Source organism: Veillonella sp. (assembly GCF_018381775.1).
Classification (GTDB): Bacteria; Bacillota; Negativicutes; order Veillonellales; family Veillonellaceae; genus Veillonella.
Map to the genome: position 1 here is coordinate 63393 of NZ_JAGZRH010000003.1, position 15205 is coordinate 78597.

Below are 15205 nucleotides of genomic sequence, written 5' to 3' on the forward strand. Positions count from 1 at the left end.
TGCGACCCTAATGAGCATTCACTAGAATCGCAATTGTATTATAAGTTTTGAAGTAATTCTTTTACTTTTGTAGCTACAGAATCAATAGCACATGGAAGCGCCTCTCCAGACTTACGAATTTGAATTTCTACTTCATTATTTTCAAGTGTATTTTTACTTACTGTAATACGAAGTGGATAACCAATTAAATCAGCATCCTTAAATTTAACGCCTGCACGATCTTTACGATCATCGAGCAATACATCTACACCCGCCTCTTGTAATGCAGTGTAAATAGTTTGACTTGTAGACATCAAAGCTTCATCTTTTGCATTAATCGGTACAATAACGGCTTCAAATGGAGCAATGGAACGAGGCCAAATAATACCATTTTCATCGTGGTATTGCTCAATAGCTGCAGCTAATGTACGAGATACACCGATACCATAGCAGCCCATAATCATTGGATTAGGACGACCATTTTGATCTAAAAATGTAGCTTGTAATGCTTCAGAATATTTAGTACCCAATTTAAATACTTGACCTACTTCAATACCCTTAGCATGTTCTAATGCACCACCACATTTAGGACACACATCATCCTTAGTAATCAAGCGAATTGGAGCAACAATAATATCTTCTACATTAAAGTCACGCTTAGGATTGATATTAACATAATGCGCATCTTTTTTATTGGCACCGCCACAAACATTGTAAGTTTCCATAACAGATTCATCCACAACAATAGCAAACTCCTCTGTTTGTTTTAATCCTACTGGACTAATAAAACCAGCTGTTAAGCCAACTTTTTCTAATTCTTCAGGTGTAGCCATTTCTGGCTCTACAGAACCAAGAACTGCATGTTGGACTGCCACTTCATTTACTTCATGATCACCACGAACAATTGCTAATACAACTTTACCATCAATGGAGAATACAACAGCTTTAATCGTTTTTTCTAATGGTAAATTTAACATATCGGCAACAGCTTCAATAGTGCTTGCATTTGGAGTATCAACAACAGATAACTCTTGAAGAGCTTCCTCTGCTTGCTTCATAATGCCAGGCTTACCGATTTCGATATTGGCAGCGTAGTCGCATTTAGTACAATATACGATATCAGCTTCACCTGCTTCAGCAATTGCCATAAATTCATGTGTTCCACTACCGCCGATGGCACCACTATCAGCTTCTACAGGACGGAATGTAAGACCACAACGCGTAAAAATACGTGTATATGCATCATACATAGATTTATAAGATTCGTCTAAACCAGCTTCATCTACATCAAAAGAATATGCATCTTTCATAATAAATTCGCGGCTACGCATCAAACCATAACGAGGACGACGTTCATCACGGAATTTACTTTGAATTTGATATAAATTTACTGGCAATTGACGATAAGAATTAATTTCGTTTTTTACGAGGGTCGTGATCATTTCTTCATGAGTAGGTCCTAAGCAGAACTCATTATCATGACGGTCATTAATACGCATCATTTCTGCGCCATATGCATTCCAACGGCCAGACTCTTTCCAAATTTCTGCAGGTTGTAAAATAGGCATCATAATTTCTTGAGCACTAGCACGATCCATTTCTTCACGTACAATGGCTTCAATTTTTTTTATACTTCTCCACCCCAATGGCAAAAAGCTATACAAACCATTTGCAGTTTTACGCATAAAACCAGCGCGAAGCATAAGCTGTTGGCTAACTACATCAGCGTCAGATGGAACCTCACGCAATGTAGGTGCATATAATTTAGTGGCTAACATAAAGACTCCTCATTTAAGTTTTCTAAATATTGATCAATTTCTCTAAATAATGTATCGACTAATTCAGCTTCTGGTACAGTCTTGATAACTTCACCCTTTCGGAAAACAATACCTTGACCATTACCACCAGCAATACCAAAATCAGCTTCACGAGCCTCCCCTGGTCCATTTACGACGCAGCCCATTACAGCTACCTTAATTGGTGCTTTAATAGATGCTAATCGTTCCTCTACAATGCCAGCCATATCAAATAAATTAACTTGGCAACGACCACAGGTAGGACAAGATATCATAGTGGCACCAAAGTTTCGTAAGCCTAAGCTACTTAAAATACTACGACCTACTTCGATTTCATGAATTGGATCTCCTGTTAAAGATACACGCAATGTATCACCGATACCATCGAGTAATAAAGAGCCAATCCCCATAGCAGATTTAATAGTACCTTGTTTAATAGTACCTGCTTCGGTAACACCTAAATGTAATGGATAAGGAATTTTATCGGATAATTTACGATAAGCTTCAACCATTAAAGGGACTTCTGTAGCTTTAATAGATAATTTCATTTGACGGTAGTCTAATTTCTCTAGAATTCTTACGTGTTCTAAAGCAGTTTCTACCATGCCGTCTGCTGTAGGATGACCTCCATGAGCATCGAGAATATGCTTTGGTAAAGAACCTGCATTAACACCGATACGAATTGGGATTTGTTTAGGTTTAGCCTTTTCAATAACGGCTAATACTTTATCTTCGCCCCCAATATTACCAGGATTAATGCGCAAGCCATCAACATTATTTTCAATAGCTTCTAAAGCTAATCTATAATCAAAGTGTATATCGGCAATCAGTGGAATAGAAATGCCAGCTCTAACGGCTTTTAAAGCCTTTGCAGACTCCATTGTAGGAACAGCAACGCGAACTAATTCACAACCAGCCTCAGCTAAACGATTAATTTCAGCAATCGCCTTTTCCGTATGTACCGGATCAGTAGTAATCATAGATTGAATACTTACCGGTGCATAATCACCAATTTTAACTGTACCTACATAGATACCATTTGTTGGTTTACGTACAATCATTGTAATCTCCCATCTGCCTTATAGTAATCGGAAAATATCCTGAGTCGTTACATATAAGAACAATGCTACCATTAAGGCAACACCAACCATTTGAATATACATGAGAGCTTTAGCAGGTAATCTGCGGCCTGTTATAGCTTCAGCTAAAATAATAATCAAATGACCACCATCTAATACAGGTAGTGGTAAAAGATTAATAACCCCAAGATTAATACTAAGGAATGCAGCAAAACTTAATAATGGTGCAAAGCCAGATTGAGCAATGGTGCCAGCCATTTGTGAAATTCCAACGGGTCCAGATAATTCAGCAGCTTGAGTGCCACGAATCATATCATACAAACCGCTGAGCATAGCAACTATGGTTTGTCCTGTACGGCTAACAGCAAGGCTTATAGATTCGCCAATACTATAAGTTTCACGAGTAAAACTAGGATAAATACCAATTTTGACACTATCTTGTTCTAGTTTAGGTATTACTGTAGTTTCTACAGATTGTCCATCACGTTCTACAACGACAGTTACACCATGATTGGCTGTACCTTGTAAACTAGGACGAATGTCATCCCAAGTAGTAATTTTTTTGCCATCAATAGTAATAATCCTATCGTTAGCTTGTAAATGAGCCTGTTCAGCGGCGCTACCAGAAATGATATTGCCAATAACAGGTTCATTTGTATAGGTAAGATTACCTACAGTCACATTAAGGCCAAAGAAAATAACAATGGCCAATAAAAAGTTAAATACAGCACCTGCAGAAATAACAATAAATTTCTTCCACGCAGATTTATTATAGAAGGAGCGCTCATTTAGAGGCTCATCAGGACTCATGCCCGCAATACGGTTAAAGCCACCAAGAGGAATGATACGAATAGAGTATAGTGTCTCCCCTTTTTGTACCTTAAATATAGCAGGACCAAAACCAATGGCAAATTCGTCTACTTGCATACCTGACATTTTTGCTGTAATAAAATGGCCTAATTCATGAATAAACACGATTAAACCAAATACAAATATTGTGGCTAATGCCGTAGTCATATATACTCCTATACCATCAATGATGTGGCCTTTTCACGAGCCCATCTATCGATGGATAATAAATTGTCTAATGTAAAGTCATCTTCAGGTCCCATAGATTCAAGGACTGATGTAACGACTTTATAAATATCTCCAAAGGCGATTTTATCATCTAAAAATGCATAAACTGCAGTTTCATTTGCAGCATTAAACACAGCTGGTTTAAAACCGCTTGCTCGGCCCACTTCATAAGCAAGACGAAGAGCCGGGAAATCATCATATCGAGGTGGCAAGAATTCTAATTGTAAAACCTTTGAAAAATCAAGGTGATTCATATGTAAAGTTTCACGTTTAGGATATGTCAAAGCATACTGAATAGGCTCTCTCATATCAGGATTACCCATTTGTGCTAAGATAGCCCCATCCTTCATACGGATCATTGAATGAACAATGCTTTGTGGATGTACCACTACGTCAATATGATCAAAATCAAAACCAAATAGCCAATGGGCTTCAATTACCTCTAAGCCCTTATTAAATAGAGATGCAGAGTCAATCGTAATCTTGTTGCCCATATTCCAAGTTGGATGACGTAGGCAATCAGCAGCTGTAGCAGTTTGAATTTTATCAGAGTCCCAAGTGCGTAAAGGGCCACCAGAAGCAGTAACAATCAAGGAATCAACATTCTCGCGATTTTGCCCTTCTAAACACTGGAATATTGCGCTATGTTCACTATCAATAGGTAGAATTTGTACGCCATACTCTTTTGCTAACGATGTAATCAATGGTCCACCAGCAACTAATGTTTCCTTATTAGCTAGACCTATAGTCTTACGTTTCTTTATAGCCTCTACAGTAGGTTCAATACCTGCAGCACCAACAATAGCAGTAACAACCATTGTAGCTTCTTGAATCGTTGCTGCCGCAATGAGTGCTTCCTTACCGCCCACAAGTTTTGTAGGACCCGTATAGCGTCCTTGTAGTTCTTTAAAAGCACTTTCATCAACTAGACCGGCTACTAATGGCTGATATTCTTTAATTTGTTTTTCTAAGAGGTCAATATTATGATGTGCCACTAAGGCAACCACCTTGAATTGATCTGGATGTTGAGACACCACATCTAGTGTCTGTGTACCGATTGAGCCAGTACTGCCAATAATACTTAGGTATTTCATAAGCTTACCTCTATTAGATTAGAACGAGAATAGTAATATATAAATTAATGTAATAGGTGCCGTAAATAACAAGCTATCAAACCGATCCAATACACCGCCATGACCTGGTAATAAGGTACCAGAATCTTTCACATTACATAATCGCTTAATCTTTGATTCAAATAAATCACCTAATGGTGCAAGTATACCACTAATCATTCCAACGTGAATGCCCATCCACCATGGAATACCAACGATATACGAAAATGCTGCGCCTGTAATGATACAGCCTACAAAACCACCAATAAAACCTTCTAATGTTTTATTAGGACTAATTGACGGTACAATCTTACGTTTACCAAAGGCACGACCTGAAAAGTAAGCAAAAGTATCACTAGCCCACGTAGTAAATAATAATAACCAAAGTGTAATTGTTCCCCAGTTATGTAGTTCAAATGGCATTGATAAAGACATGTAAATAGAATCATGACGAATCATGAGCAGAGAAATCATGCCAATACCAACGTATAGTAAACCAAATAAGCTAAAGGATACGCTAGCCATAGAATATTTATTTGCACCAAATGTACATAACATATAATTGGCAAATAAACTTAATACTAAAATAGCTATAGCTAGAATATATTGATGACATGCGAAGGCAAGCATCAATAATAATATACTGATGTAACCCCATATAATGGACATGCGTACATGTTTAGCCTTACCGAGCAAAACAAACTCACGCCACCCTAATAGGGCTAACAGCGTAATAAGAACATCATATACTGGTCCGCCTAACGTAATGGCCCCTAAGGCAATAATAAAACCTATAACAGCGGTAATAACACGTGTTTTTAACATTTTTTATTCCTCATCACGTAAGCCACCAAATCGGCGTTCCCGTTTTTGATATGCTGCAACAGCCTCTAATAATGTTTCTTTAGTGAAATCTGGCCAATGTAAATCAGTAAACCAGAATTCAGCATAAGCTAGCTGCCACAATAAAAAGTTACTAATTCTAAAATCACTACTTGGACGAATCAATAAGTCTACATCACTAAACTCTTTAGTAAATAATTGAGAGCTTACATAGTCTTCTGTAATATCGTCTGTAGTAATAGATCCATCTACAACAGAATTGGTGATGTTGCGGATAGTCCTAACTATTTCATCACGCCCACCATAGTTAATAGCTAACTGTAAAGTAAGGCCTGTATTATTCTGAGTTAATAATTCTGCATCGCGAATAATCTTTTGAAGCTCCTCTGAAAGAGCACCAATATATCCAATAAAGCGAATGCGGACATTATGTTCATGCATATACTTAACATTATTGTTTAAGTATTCTTTTATGAGAGCCATAAGTAAAGAAACTTCCTGTTCAGGACGCTTCCAGTTCTCTGTGGAGAAACCATATACCGTAAGAGCTCTAATTCCAATCTCATCTGCACCGATAACAATCTGCTTTAATACATCGGCTCCTGCACGGTGCCCCATAGATCGTGGCATCCCTCTTCTTTTAGCCCAACGACCATTGCCATCCATAATAATAGCAACATGTTTTGGTATCGCATTACTGTCAATATCAGGCGTATCAGATGGTTTACGGTTAAATAATTTCTTTAGCATAGTCTACCTCGATAGAATTTCCGAAGTCGCTGGCAATCATTGGTCTATACACTAGTATATGTAAACACTCATCAACCTTGGTAATACGTGCTACATAAAGTCCTTTATCGGCAATATCAAAAAAGCGATTAAAGGATCCCCCAATCATTACCTTAAAAGGAATATGGGCAGCTTGCAAACGAGACTTTGCAAGCTGCCATGGCATTCCAATAAGGCTATTAGAATCTAACATTATACTTCTAATACGTCCTTTTCTTTTACTGCTTTTAACTCATCAATCTGCTTAATTTTAGCATCTGTAAGTTTTTGGATTTGATCTAAACCGTCTTTAGCATCATCTTCAGTAATTGTTTTAGCTTTTTCTTCTTTTTTCAATGCATCATTTACATCGCGACGAATGTTACGTACTGCAACTTTAGCATCTTCAGCTTTTTTATGAACAACTTTAACGATTTCTTTACGGCGCTCCTCAGTTAATTGAGGAATAGTTAAACGAATTTGAGCACCATCATTACCTGGGTTTAAACCAAGATCGGACTGTAAAATTGCCTTTTCAATGGCACCAATCATAGTTTTATCCCAAGGTGCAATTACAATCATGCGAGGCTCAGGTACAGAGATATTCGCAACTTGGTTAATTGGAGCAGGGCTACCATAATAATCAACCATTACTTTATCAAGCAATGCTACACTAGCACGGCCTGTACGAATAGATGCGAATTCATGTTTTAAAGCCTCAATAGACTTATTCATGCGTTCTTCTGCTTGTTGTAACAATTCTTTAATTTCCATTTGAATTATTCTCCTCGAACAATGGTACCAATCTCTTCACCTTTAGCGGCTTTTGTAATGTTACCTGGAATGTCCATGCTAAATACGATAATAGGAATATTGTTATCTTTACATAAAGTTGTGGATGTTGCATCCATAACCTTTAATTCTTTTGTAATGATATCATTATATGTTAATTCATCAAATTTAACGGCATTAGGATTCGTTTTAGGATCAGAATCATATACACCGTCAGCAAATTTCTTCGCCATCAGAATTGCATCTGCTTCAATTTCAGCAGCGCGCAATGCAGCAGTCGTATCTGTAGAGAAATATGGTTTACCAAGGCCAGCACCGAAGATTACGATACGTTTTTTCTCTAAGTGACGAATGGCACGACGACGAATATAAGGTTCTGCAATTTCTTGCATTTCGATAGCAGTTTGAACGCGAGTATCTACGCCTGCTTGTTCTAATGCATCTTGCAATGCTAAGGAGTTCATTACTGTTGCTAGCATACCCATATAGTCAGCTGTAGCACGATCCATACCTTGGTTACTACCAGCTAATCCTCTCCACAAGTTACCGCCACCAACAACAATTGCGATTTCTAAATCAGTGGATTTTGCTAAAGCAGCAATTTCTTTTGCAAATTCTTCAACAACATCAGGGTTAATACCAAAACCTTGTTCACCCGCTAATGCTTCACCACTCAACTTCAAAACAATACGTCTAAAGTTTCTCTTTGCCATGTGTTTACTCCTCTATTGCAAAATAAGAGAACACTGTACGGTGTTCTCTTATTATTTCTTAATTATTTACCAACAGATGCCATTACTTCAGCTACGAAGTCATCTTGGCGTTTTTCAATGCCTTCGCCCAAACCGTAGCGAACAAAACGACGTACGTTGATGTTTTCACCGATTTTTGCAATATTTTCATTAATGATATCTGTAACTGTTTTGTCACCATCTTTAATGAACGCTTGTTCTAATAGGCAATTTTCTTTATAGAATTTTTCAATACGGCCATTAACCATTTTTTCCAAAACAGCTTCAGGTTTTGGTTTACGGCCTGCTTTAACGTCTTCTTCAGCTTCTGCTTTAGCTTGTTCCAATAATACTTGTTTTTCGTGTTCGATTACTTCAGCAGGAACTTCTTCACGGTTCAAGTATGTAGGGTTTACAGCTGCGATTTGCATAGCGATATCGCGTGCCAAGTTTTGGAAATCATCGGTTTTAGCAACGAAGTCAGTTTCACAGTTAACTTCAACTAAAACGCCGATACGACCACCAGCATGAATGTAAGATTGTACTACGCCTTCAGCTGCAATACGACCAGCTTTTTTAGCTGCAGCAGCCAAACCTTTTTCACGAAGAAGGTCAACCGCTTTATCGATATTACCGTCAGTTTCAACCAATGCTTTTTTTGCATCCATCATACCTGCGCCAGTCATGTCGCGCAATTCTTTTACCATAGCAGCAGTAATTGCCATTATTTGTTCCTCCTAGTACTAATTAAGGTAAGGATATAGTCCTTACCCTAATTATATATGTTATAGATTTATCTTTCAAATGCTAATCAGAAATGATTAAGTATCTTAGCAGAATTATTCTGCAGCTTCAGCACCATCCAAAGATTCGCCTTGACGACCTTCAAGAACAGCATCAGCCATTTTACCAGCCAATAATTTCACAGCACGGATAGCGTCATCATTTGCTGGGATTGGGAATTCTACTTCATCAGGGTCGCAGTTAGTGTCAACTGTTGCAACAACTGGAATACCCAATTTTTTAGCTTCTGCAATAGCGATTTTTTCTTTTTTAGGATCAACTACGAAAAGAGCACCTGGCATTTTAGGCATATCTTTGATACCGCCAAGGTATTTTTCCAATTTTTCCATTTCATGACGAAGACCGATAACTTCTTTTTTAGGCAATACTTCGAAAGTACCATCTTCTGCCATAGCTTCCAATTGTTTTAAACGTTTAATACGAGTTTCAATTGTTTTGAAGTTAGTCAACATACCGCCCAACCAACGTTCGTTAACGAAGAACATGTTAGCGCGGATAGCTTCTTCTTTAATAGCTTCTTGAGCTTGTTTTTTAGTACCTACGAACAAGATTACTTCGCCTTGGGAAGCAACTTCGCGTAAGAAAGAGTAAGCTTCTTCTACTTTTTTAACTGTTTTAGACAAGTCAATGATATAAATACCATTGCGTTCAGTGAAGATGAATTTCGCCATTTTAGGGTTCCATCTTCTAGTCTGATGACCAAAGTGTACACCAGCCTCTAATAATTGTTTCATTGATACTACTGCCATTGTGGCACCTCCTGTTAATTAACCTCCGCCGCTTCATCCTTCGGGTCACCCAAAATTAGGCACAGTACCGAAGTCCACCGACGTGCATATTTTTCATACTTGATAATTTTAACAAATAATTATTGTAAAAGCAAGCAAGGAGTGAGGATTTCTTTAAGAATCCATCACTCCTTATTTTAATTTAATGAATGAATCATCAATAGACTATATTAAAGCTTGTACTCTATATTGCTGATACAATATAAATCTTAATTATTGCGAATAGATTCAATCATATGTGCTCGATCATCAGCGCCAAATACAGCAGATCCTGCTACTAAAATAGTAGCACCTGCTCTTTTAATCGGGACACATGTAATATCATTAATGCCACCATCTACTTCAATAACTGCAGTTGTATTATCTACTGCCTCTAGTAGCATTTTAGCTTGTTTAACTTTTTTAATAGCATTTGGAATAAAAGATTGTCCACCAAAGCCAGGATTTACAGACATAATTAAAATCATGTCTAGATCAGCAGCCACATCCTCTAACAAGGACACTGGTGTACTTGGATTAAGTGCAACCCCTGCTTTCATGCCACATTGTTTAATATGTTGGATTAAACGATGCATATGTGGCACAGTTTCTTGATGAAATGTAAAATACTCTACACCAATCTTTGCAAATTCTTCTACATAGTCACCAGGATTTGTAACCATTAAGTGAACATCAAATGGTAATTGTGTATAAGGACGGATTGCTTTCACGATAGGTGCACCAAATGTTAGGTTTGGTACAAAATGACCATCCATAATATCAATATGCAATAAATCAGCTCCAGCTAATTCAATAGATTTTATTTCTTCGCTTAATGTTGCAAAATTTGCAGAGAGCATAGATGGTGCAATTTTAATCATTTTAAAACCTCTTTCGTTGACTTTCTATGTCATTACGTATAGACATATATGCATCATATCGTCCTTGATGAATATGGCCTGCATCTAAAGCATCTTTTATGCCACAAATAGGTTCATGCTCATGATAACAAGGATTAAATTTACATGTATCAACATAATTACTAAATTCAGGGAATAATGTAGGTAACCGTTCTAATGAAACATCGTTAAACTCAATTGCACTAAATCCAGGTGTATCCATAATAAAAGAATCTGAATCCAAACTATATAAAGAAGCATGACGAGTAGTATGTTTACCGCGCTTTATTTTGTCACTAACCTCACCCGTTTGGAATGCAAACTTAGGATCAACAGCATTTAATAGACTACTTTTACCAACACCAGAAGGGCCTGCAAAGGCAGTTACCTTATGCGCTAACACACGACGTAACTCATCAATACCTGTCATATTATATGTAGATGTCATCAATACTTCATAGCCGATAGATTTATAAAGCTTTACCATGGCTTCTGTATTTGGATCCATCAAATCACATTTGTTAATACATAATACAATCGGTATATCTGCATGTTCAATCATGACAAGCATTTTATTTAGTAAAAGCTCATTAATATCGGGTTCATGAGCAGCTACAACCAATACGACTTGATCAATATTAGCTACCGCAGGTCTAACCATGGAATTATGACGATCGAGGATGGACTCAACGAATCCATCCTCAGAAATCGTAACACGATCACCGACAAGTAAACTATAGCGACCTTTCTTTAATCTACCTCGAACTTTACATTCATGAACAGTACTTGCATCGTCTTGTACATAAAAGTAACCATTCATATTTTTGACAACAATACCTGTAATCATAATTCCCCTATAATGCTGTTTCTTGTACTAATGCACCATTGAGATAAACCTCAATGCGAACATTACCTACACCAGACACTTTTTTAACAATACGATCACCAGGTTTATTTGTATCATCGTAAATAACAGCAGAACCGTCATCATCTTTTACGACAATTTTTAGCTCTTGGTTTTTAGAGCCTGCCGGCACTGTAATATCTACCGTACCAGTAGTTTTATTACTACTGCTATCAGATTTTTTATCATCTTTCTTTTTGTCATTTTTATATTCAGTAGTTAGATTTACTGCAGTACCTTCATCAATTTCATCGCCAGCTTTTATGCTTTGTTCTGTTACAACAGATTTTTCCTCTACAGAACCAGCGACTTGATTAACACCAAGATGAGCATTACTCAATGTATCTCGTGCATCTTTTAAAGTCATACCAATGACATTTGGCATTTGAATCTTTTTAGCTTTTGCTTTATTTACAACGAGATCAATTGTTGTACCTTTAGAAACTTTAGAGTCACCAGATGGACTTTGAGCTATGATAACACCATCAGGTTTATTATCTACAGACTGTTGTGTTACTTTACCAACAACTAAACCAACATCTTTAAGTCGTTGTCGAGCTTGGTCTACTGTTAAACCAGACAAATCCGGTACTGTAATATCACCAACACCTTTAGATACAACAAGGTGAATTGTACGTTGTTCTTTAACCTTTTCTCCTGCACCTGGTGTTTGAGAAATAACTTGACCAGCTGGTACATCAGGATTAGTAACCTCGCTTGTAGAAACACGCAAATGTTTATCTTCTAAAATATTTTTAGCTACAGAAACTTGTTTACCCACAACATTAGGTACATCTACAGTTGTGTTACTCCAGAAATTACCATAACTCAAGAAGGCACCTAAGAAGGCTACTAAAAAAATTACGGCAGCCCCTAGGACGATATATTTTTGTGGGATAGATGCTATTTTACTTAACATGCTCTTCTTTTTACCCTCATCTTTTTGCTCTTCTTGAATATCACTGAAATCCTCAAGTGCTTCAGGATCAACAGCTGGAATCATTTGAGTTGCAAAATCATATGGTTCATGACGTTGAGTTTTACCCATTGTAAAGCCTTGAGACAATCGTAAATCACTTATCATGTCAGAAATAGAATCAAAACGATCTGTAGGGTTTTTAGATAATGCCTTCATTACGACAGCTTCTAAAAGCGGTGGGATTGAAGGATTATATCGAGTTGGAGGAGCTACTTTTTCACGTACATGTTTTAATGCTACTGCAATTGGAGTCTCCCCTTCAAAAGGAACTCTACCTGTAAGCATTTCATATAAAACTACGCCTAAAGAGTAGATATCAGTATTACCATCTACTGGTTTTCCACTGGCTTGTTCAGGTGATAAATAGTGAGCAGAGCCTAAAATTGAATTCGTGTACATAACTGTATTAGTAGCATTCATAGCTCGAGCAATACCAAAGTCAGTTACTTTTACACGCCCCGTACGAGTAATAATGACATTATGAGGTTTAATATCACAATGCACTATTCCCATCGTATGCGCGTGTTCTAACCCCTCTGCGATAGCAATAGTGAATTTTACAGCCTCGTCTATGGATAGTCTTCCATGTCGCGTTATATATTCTTTTAATGTTTCACCATCTACATATTCCATAATGATATAGTGTAAATCTTGATCAAACCCTACATCATACATATTTACAATATTAGGATGATTTAGTTTGCCCGCCGCTTGTGCTTCTCGTTTAAAACGCGTAACAAACTCATCATCATTAGCAAAGTTAGCATGCAATACTTTAATTGCTACTTGTCTACCTAATAAGGTATCTTCTCCAAGGTATACGTCAGCCATTCCGCCAACGCCAATTTTATCAACAATTCGGTAGCGGTTATCTAGAAGTATACCTTTTATATTCATAGTACTCATTATTTCTCCATTTCTAGATTAGATTGTTCCCACCACAATGGTCACATTATCTCCTGCTCCGACATCATATACGGCTTCCATCAATGATTCTACAACCTTCATATCATCATTATTAGATTGTAATGCACTAGCAATAACATCATCTGATACATAACCACATAGTCCATCAGTGCAAAGTAAAATACGATCACCTGGAAGAATAGATTCTACACCACTATCAACCTCTAAAGTATTATCAACCCCAACTGCACGGGTCAATAAGTTTCGTTGAGGGTGATTTAGCATTTCATCCTTTGTAATCTCTCCAGCAGTTAATAATTCTTGTACCATAGAATGATCTGTAGTAATTTGTCGTAAAAGACCATCTCTATATACATACAAACGACTATCACCAACACTTGCCCAGTATAATTGGTCACCATTAACGGCCGTAACAACAGCAGTAGTGCCCATACCAGCAAGACGTTCTTCATGAGCTACGCGATTAGCTATACGTTCATTGGCATGAATAATAGCATCACATAAATCTTGTTGCCCCACTGTTTCAAGGGAGGCCAAATACTCTTTAATTTCATCAACAGCATAGGTACTAGCGATTTCACCGCCACTATATCCACCCATGCCATCAGTGACAGCGCAAACGTTACCATCAATAAAGAAACGGTCTTCATTGCGTTGACGTACAAGTCCAATTTTACTTAAACCAACAAAATTATTCATGATTCTCCTTTTTCCGACCATGAGCTGCTTTTAATTGCCCACATGCGGCTTGGATAGCATCGCCCATCTCTTTGCGTACCGTCACAGATACGCCATAGGAAGCAACGATGTCTTTAAATGTATTCATATTTGTAATAGATGGTTTATATAATTCTATATGCTCATTGCCATTAACAGGTATTAAGTTAACATGGCAATTTGGGAAATCTTTACAGATTTTCCCCAATGCATGAGCCTCCTCCATAGATGCATTTACTGAATCTATAAGAATATACTCAAAGGTGATACGACGTTGAGTCGTATCATAATAATATTTTACCGCATCTAAGACTTCCGTCAATTCATAACGAGCCCCAACTGGCATAATACTACGACGCACTTCATTATTTGTAGCGTGTAATGAAAGAGCCAACGTTATAGGCAAACCTTCATCAGCTAATTTATAAATATTAGGAACCCAACCACAAGTGGAAATAGTCATCTTCCGATAACTAATATTACAAATCATAGGATCATGTAATAGTTGCAGTGACTGCAAAACATTATCATAGTTTTGTAATGGTTCCCCTGCCCCCATAACTACAACAGAATGGATTTGCTCTTTTGTAAGAGCTCCGAAAATAACAACTTGTCCAATGATTTCAGACACTGTTAAATCACGATATAAACCACCCTGTGTAGAGGCGCAGAACACACAGCCCATGGCACAGCCAACTTGAGAAGAAACACATACAGAGTATCCATAATGTTGCTCAATTAAAACGGCTTCTACCCGGCTTTGATCTGTCATTTCAACAAGAATTTTACGAGTCTTCCCATCTGGAGATACAGACTCCGTAATTAATGTTGGTAAAGAAATAACACAGTTATCACTTAACCATTGACGCAACTCTTTAGGAAACTGCGTCATCTCTTCAAAATCAAATATATATCTATGATAAATATAGTCTATTAACTGTTTCGCTCGAAACTTTTGTATATTATGGGTCTTAAAGATAGATTGTAACTCTTCTAAAGACTTACCCAATAATTCTATCATGGTACTCCAT

At 37.3% G+C, this 15205-nt stretch carries 16 protein-coding genes; all 16 read right to left on the reverse strand.

The genetic code is table 11. From position 1 onward, the window contains the following. Nucleotides 1–38: 38 nt before the first annotated feature. The 16 genes from KH109_RS02680 to rlmN all read right to left on the reverse strand — a co-directional run bounded on the left by KH109_RS02680 (nt 39) and on the right by rlmN (nt 15195). The gene (locus KH109_RS02680) at nt 39–1757 is read right to left on the reverse strand and encodes a proline--tRNA ligase (RefSeq protein ID WP_295215492.1); all 1719 of its coding nucleotides are present in this window, start codon (nt 1755–1757) and stop codon (nt 39–41) included. Beyond that, the gene (gene ispG, locus KH109_RS02685) at nt 1751–2836 is read right to left on the reverse strand and encodes a flavodoxin-dependent (E)-4-hydroxy-3-methylbut-2-enyl-diphosphate synthase (RefSeq protein ID WP_295215494.1); all 1086 of its coding nucleotides are present in this window, start codon (nt 2834–2836) and stop codon (nt 1751–1753) included. The genes KH109_RS02680 and ispG overlap by 7 nt, the downstream gene beginning before the upstream one ends. 18 nt (nt 2837–2854) lie before the next feature. After that, on the reverse strand, nt 2855–3871 hold the full coding sequence (gene rseP / locus KH109_RS02690) for an RIP metalloprotease RseP (RefSeq protein ID WP_295215496.1): 1017 nt from the start codon (nt 3869–3871) through the stop codon (nt 2855–2857). A gap of 8 nt (nt 3872–3879) precedes the next feature. Further along, nucleotides 3880–5025 (reverse strand): 1-deoxy-D-xylulose-5-phosphate reductoisomerase, encoded by a 1146-nt coding sequence (locus KH109_RS02695; RefSeq protein WP_295215498.1) that lies wholly within the window; start codon nt 5023–5025, stop codon nt 3880–3882. Nucleotides 5026–5043: 18 nt separating this feature from the next. Next, a complete protein-coding gene (locus KH109_RS02700; protein WP_295215501.1) occupies nt 5044–5868 on the reverse strand; it encodes a phosphatidate cytidylyltransferase in 825 nt (274 codons plus the stop codon). 3 nt (nt 5869–5871) lie between these two features. Continuing rightward, the gene (locus KH109_RS02705; RefSeq protein WP_295215503.1) at nt 5872–6636 is read right to left on the reverse strand and encodes an isoprenyl transferase; all 765 of its coding nucleotides are present in this window, start codon (nt 6634–6636) and stop codon (nt 5872–5874) included. Continuing rightward, nucleotides 6617–6868, reverse strand: a complete 252-nt coding sequence (locus KH109_RS02710) for a hypothetical protein (protein ID WP_105085568.1) — start codon at nt 6866–6868, stop codon at nt 6617–6619. Before KH109_RS02710 ends, KH109_RS02705 begins: the two co-directional genes overlap by 20 nt. Further along, nucleotides 6868–7428, reverse strand: a complete 561-nt coding sequence (gene frr, locus KH109_RS02715; protein WP_295215506.1) for a ribosome recycling factor — start codon at nt 7426–7428, stop codon at nt 6868–6870. The genes KH109_RS02710 and frr overlap by 1 nt, the downstream gene beginning before the upstream one ends. Before the next feature lie 5 nt (nt 7429–7433). Next, entirely contained in the window at nt 7434–8159 is a 726-nt protein-coding gene (gene pyrH, locus KH109_RS02720) for a UMP kinase (RefSeq protein WP_024066541.1), read from the reverse strand. Nucleotides 8160–8221: 62 nt separating this feature from the next. Continuing rightward, complete coding sequence (tsf, locus tag KH109_RS02725; protein ID WP_270524306.1) at nt 8222–8902, reverse strand: translation elongation factor Ts; 681 nt, start codon at nt 8900–8902, stop codon at nt 8222–8224. Between the two features lie 114 nt (nt 8903–9016). Further along, on the reverse strand, nt 9017–9730 hold the full coding sequence (gene rpsB, locus KH109_RS02730; protein ID WP_060924643.1) for a 30S ribosomal protein S2: 714 nt from the start codon (nt 9728–9730) through the stop codon (nt 9017–9019). 248 nt (nt 9731–9978) lie between these two features. Continuing rightward, nucleotides 9979–10629: a ribulose-phosphate 3-epimerase gene (gene rpe / locus KH109_RS02735; protein WP_156719084.1), complete on the reverse strand. Its 651-nt coding sequence runs from the start codon at nt 10627–10629 to the stop codon at nt 9979–9981. A gap of 1 nt (nt 10630) precedes the next feature. Then, complete coding sequence (gene rsgA, locus KH109_RS02740; protein WP_156719083.1) at nt 10631–11494, reverse strand: ribosome small subunit-dependent GTPase A; 864 nt, start codon at nt 11492–11494, stop codon at nt 10631–10633. Nucleotides 11495–11501: 7 nt separating this feature from the next. Beyond that, nucleotides 11502–13427 carry a Stk1 family PASTA domain-containing Ser/Thr kinase gene (pknB, locus tag KH109_RS02745; protein ID WP_295215738.1) on the reverse strand — a complete coding sequence of 642 codons (1926 nt, stop codon included), beginning with the start codon at nt 13425–13427 and terminating at the stop codon, nt 11502–11504. A 27-nt stretch (nt 13428–13454) separates the two neighbouring features. Beyond that, a complete protein-coding gene (locus tag KH109_RS02750) occupies nt 13455–14156 on the reverse strand; it encodes a Stp1/IreP family PP2C-type Ser/Thr phosphatase (RefSeq protein WP_295215516.1) in 702 nt (233 codons plus the stop codon). Beyond that, on the reverse strand, nt 14149–15195 hold the full coding sequence (gene rlmN / locus KH109_RS02755; RefSeq protein ID WP_295215517.1) for a 23S rRNA (adenine(2503)-C(2))-methyltransferase RlmN: 1047 nt from the start codon (nt 15193–15195) through the stop codon (nt 14149–14151). Before rlmN ends, KH109_RS02750 begins: the two co-directional genes overlap by 8 nt. Nucleotides 15196–15205: the final 10 nt, after the last annotated feature.

Coding starts and splice junctions, on each gene's coding strand:
- KH109_RS02710 (WP_105085568.1), bottom strand. CDS start 6,868: ATGTTAGATTCTAATAGCCTTATTGGAATGCCATGGCAGCTTGCAAAG.
- KH109_RS02695 (WP_295215498.1), bottom strand. CDS start 5,025: ATGAAATACCTAAGTATTATTGGCAGTACTGGCTCAATCGGTACACAG.
- ispG (WP_295215494.1), bottom strand. CDS start 2,836: ATGATTGTACGTAAACCAACAAATGGTATCTATGTAGGTACAGTTAAA.
- frr (WP_295215506.1), bottom strand. CDS start 7,428: ATGGAAATTAAAGAATTGTTACAACAAGCAGAAGAACGCATGAATAAG.
- KH109_RS02700 (WP_295215501.1), bottom strand. CDS start 5,868: ATGTTAAAAACACGTGTTATTACCGCTGTTATAGGTTTTATTATTGCC.
- rpe (WP_156719084.1), bottom strand. CDS start 10,629: ATGATTAAAATTGCACCATCTATGCTCTCTGCAAATTTTGCAACATTA.
- KH109_RS02705 (WP_295215503.1), bottom strand. CDS start 6,636: ATGCTAAAGAAATTATTTAACCGTAAACCATCTGATACGCCTGATATT.
- KH109_RS02680 (WP_295215492.1), bottom strand. CDS start 1,757: ATGTTAGCCACTAAATTATATGCACCTACATTGCGTGAGGTTCCATCT.
- rlmN (WP_295215517.1), bottom strand. CDS start 15,195: ATGATAGAATTATTGGGTAAGTCTTTAGAAGAGTTACAATCTATCTTT.
- rpsB (WP_060924643.1), bottom strand. CDS start 9,730: ATGGCAGTAGTATCAATGAAACAATTATTAGAGGCTGGTGTACACTTT.
- tsf (WP_270524306.1), bottom strand. CDS start 8,902: ATGGCAATTACTGCTGCTATGGTAAAAGAATTGCGCGACATGACTGGC.
- rseP (WP_295215496.1), bottom strand. CDS start 3,871: ATGACTACGGCATTAGCCACAATATTTGTATTTGGTTTAATCGTGTTT.
- pknB (WP_295215738.1), bottom strand. CDS start 13,427: ATGAATATAAAAGGTATACTTCTAGATAACCGCTACCGAATTGTTGAT.
- rsgA (WP_156719083.1), bottom strand. CDS start 11,494: ATGATTACAGGTATTGTTGTCAAAAATATGAATGGTTACTTTTATGTA.
- KH109_RS02750 (WP_295215516.1), bottom strand. CDS start 14,156: ATGAATAATTTTGTTGGTTTAAGTAAAATTGGACTTGTACGTCAACGC.
- pyrH (WP_024066541.1), bottom strand. CDS start 8,159: ATGGCAAAGAGAAACTTTAGACGTATTGTTTTGAAGTTGAGTGGTGAA.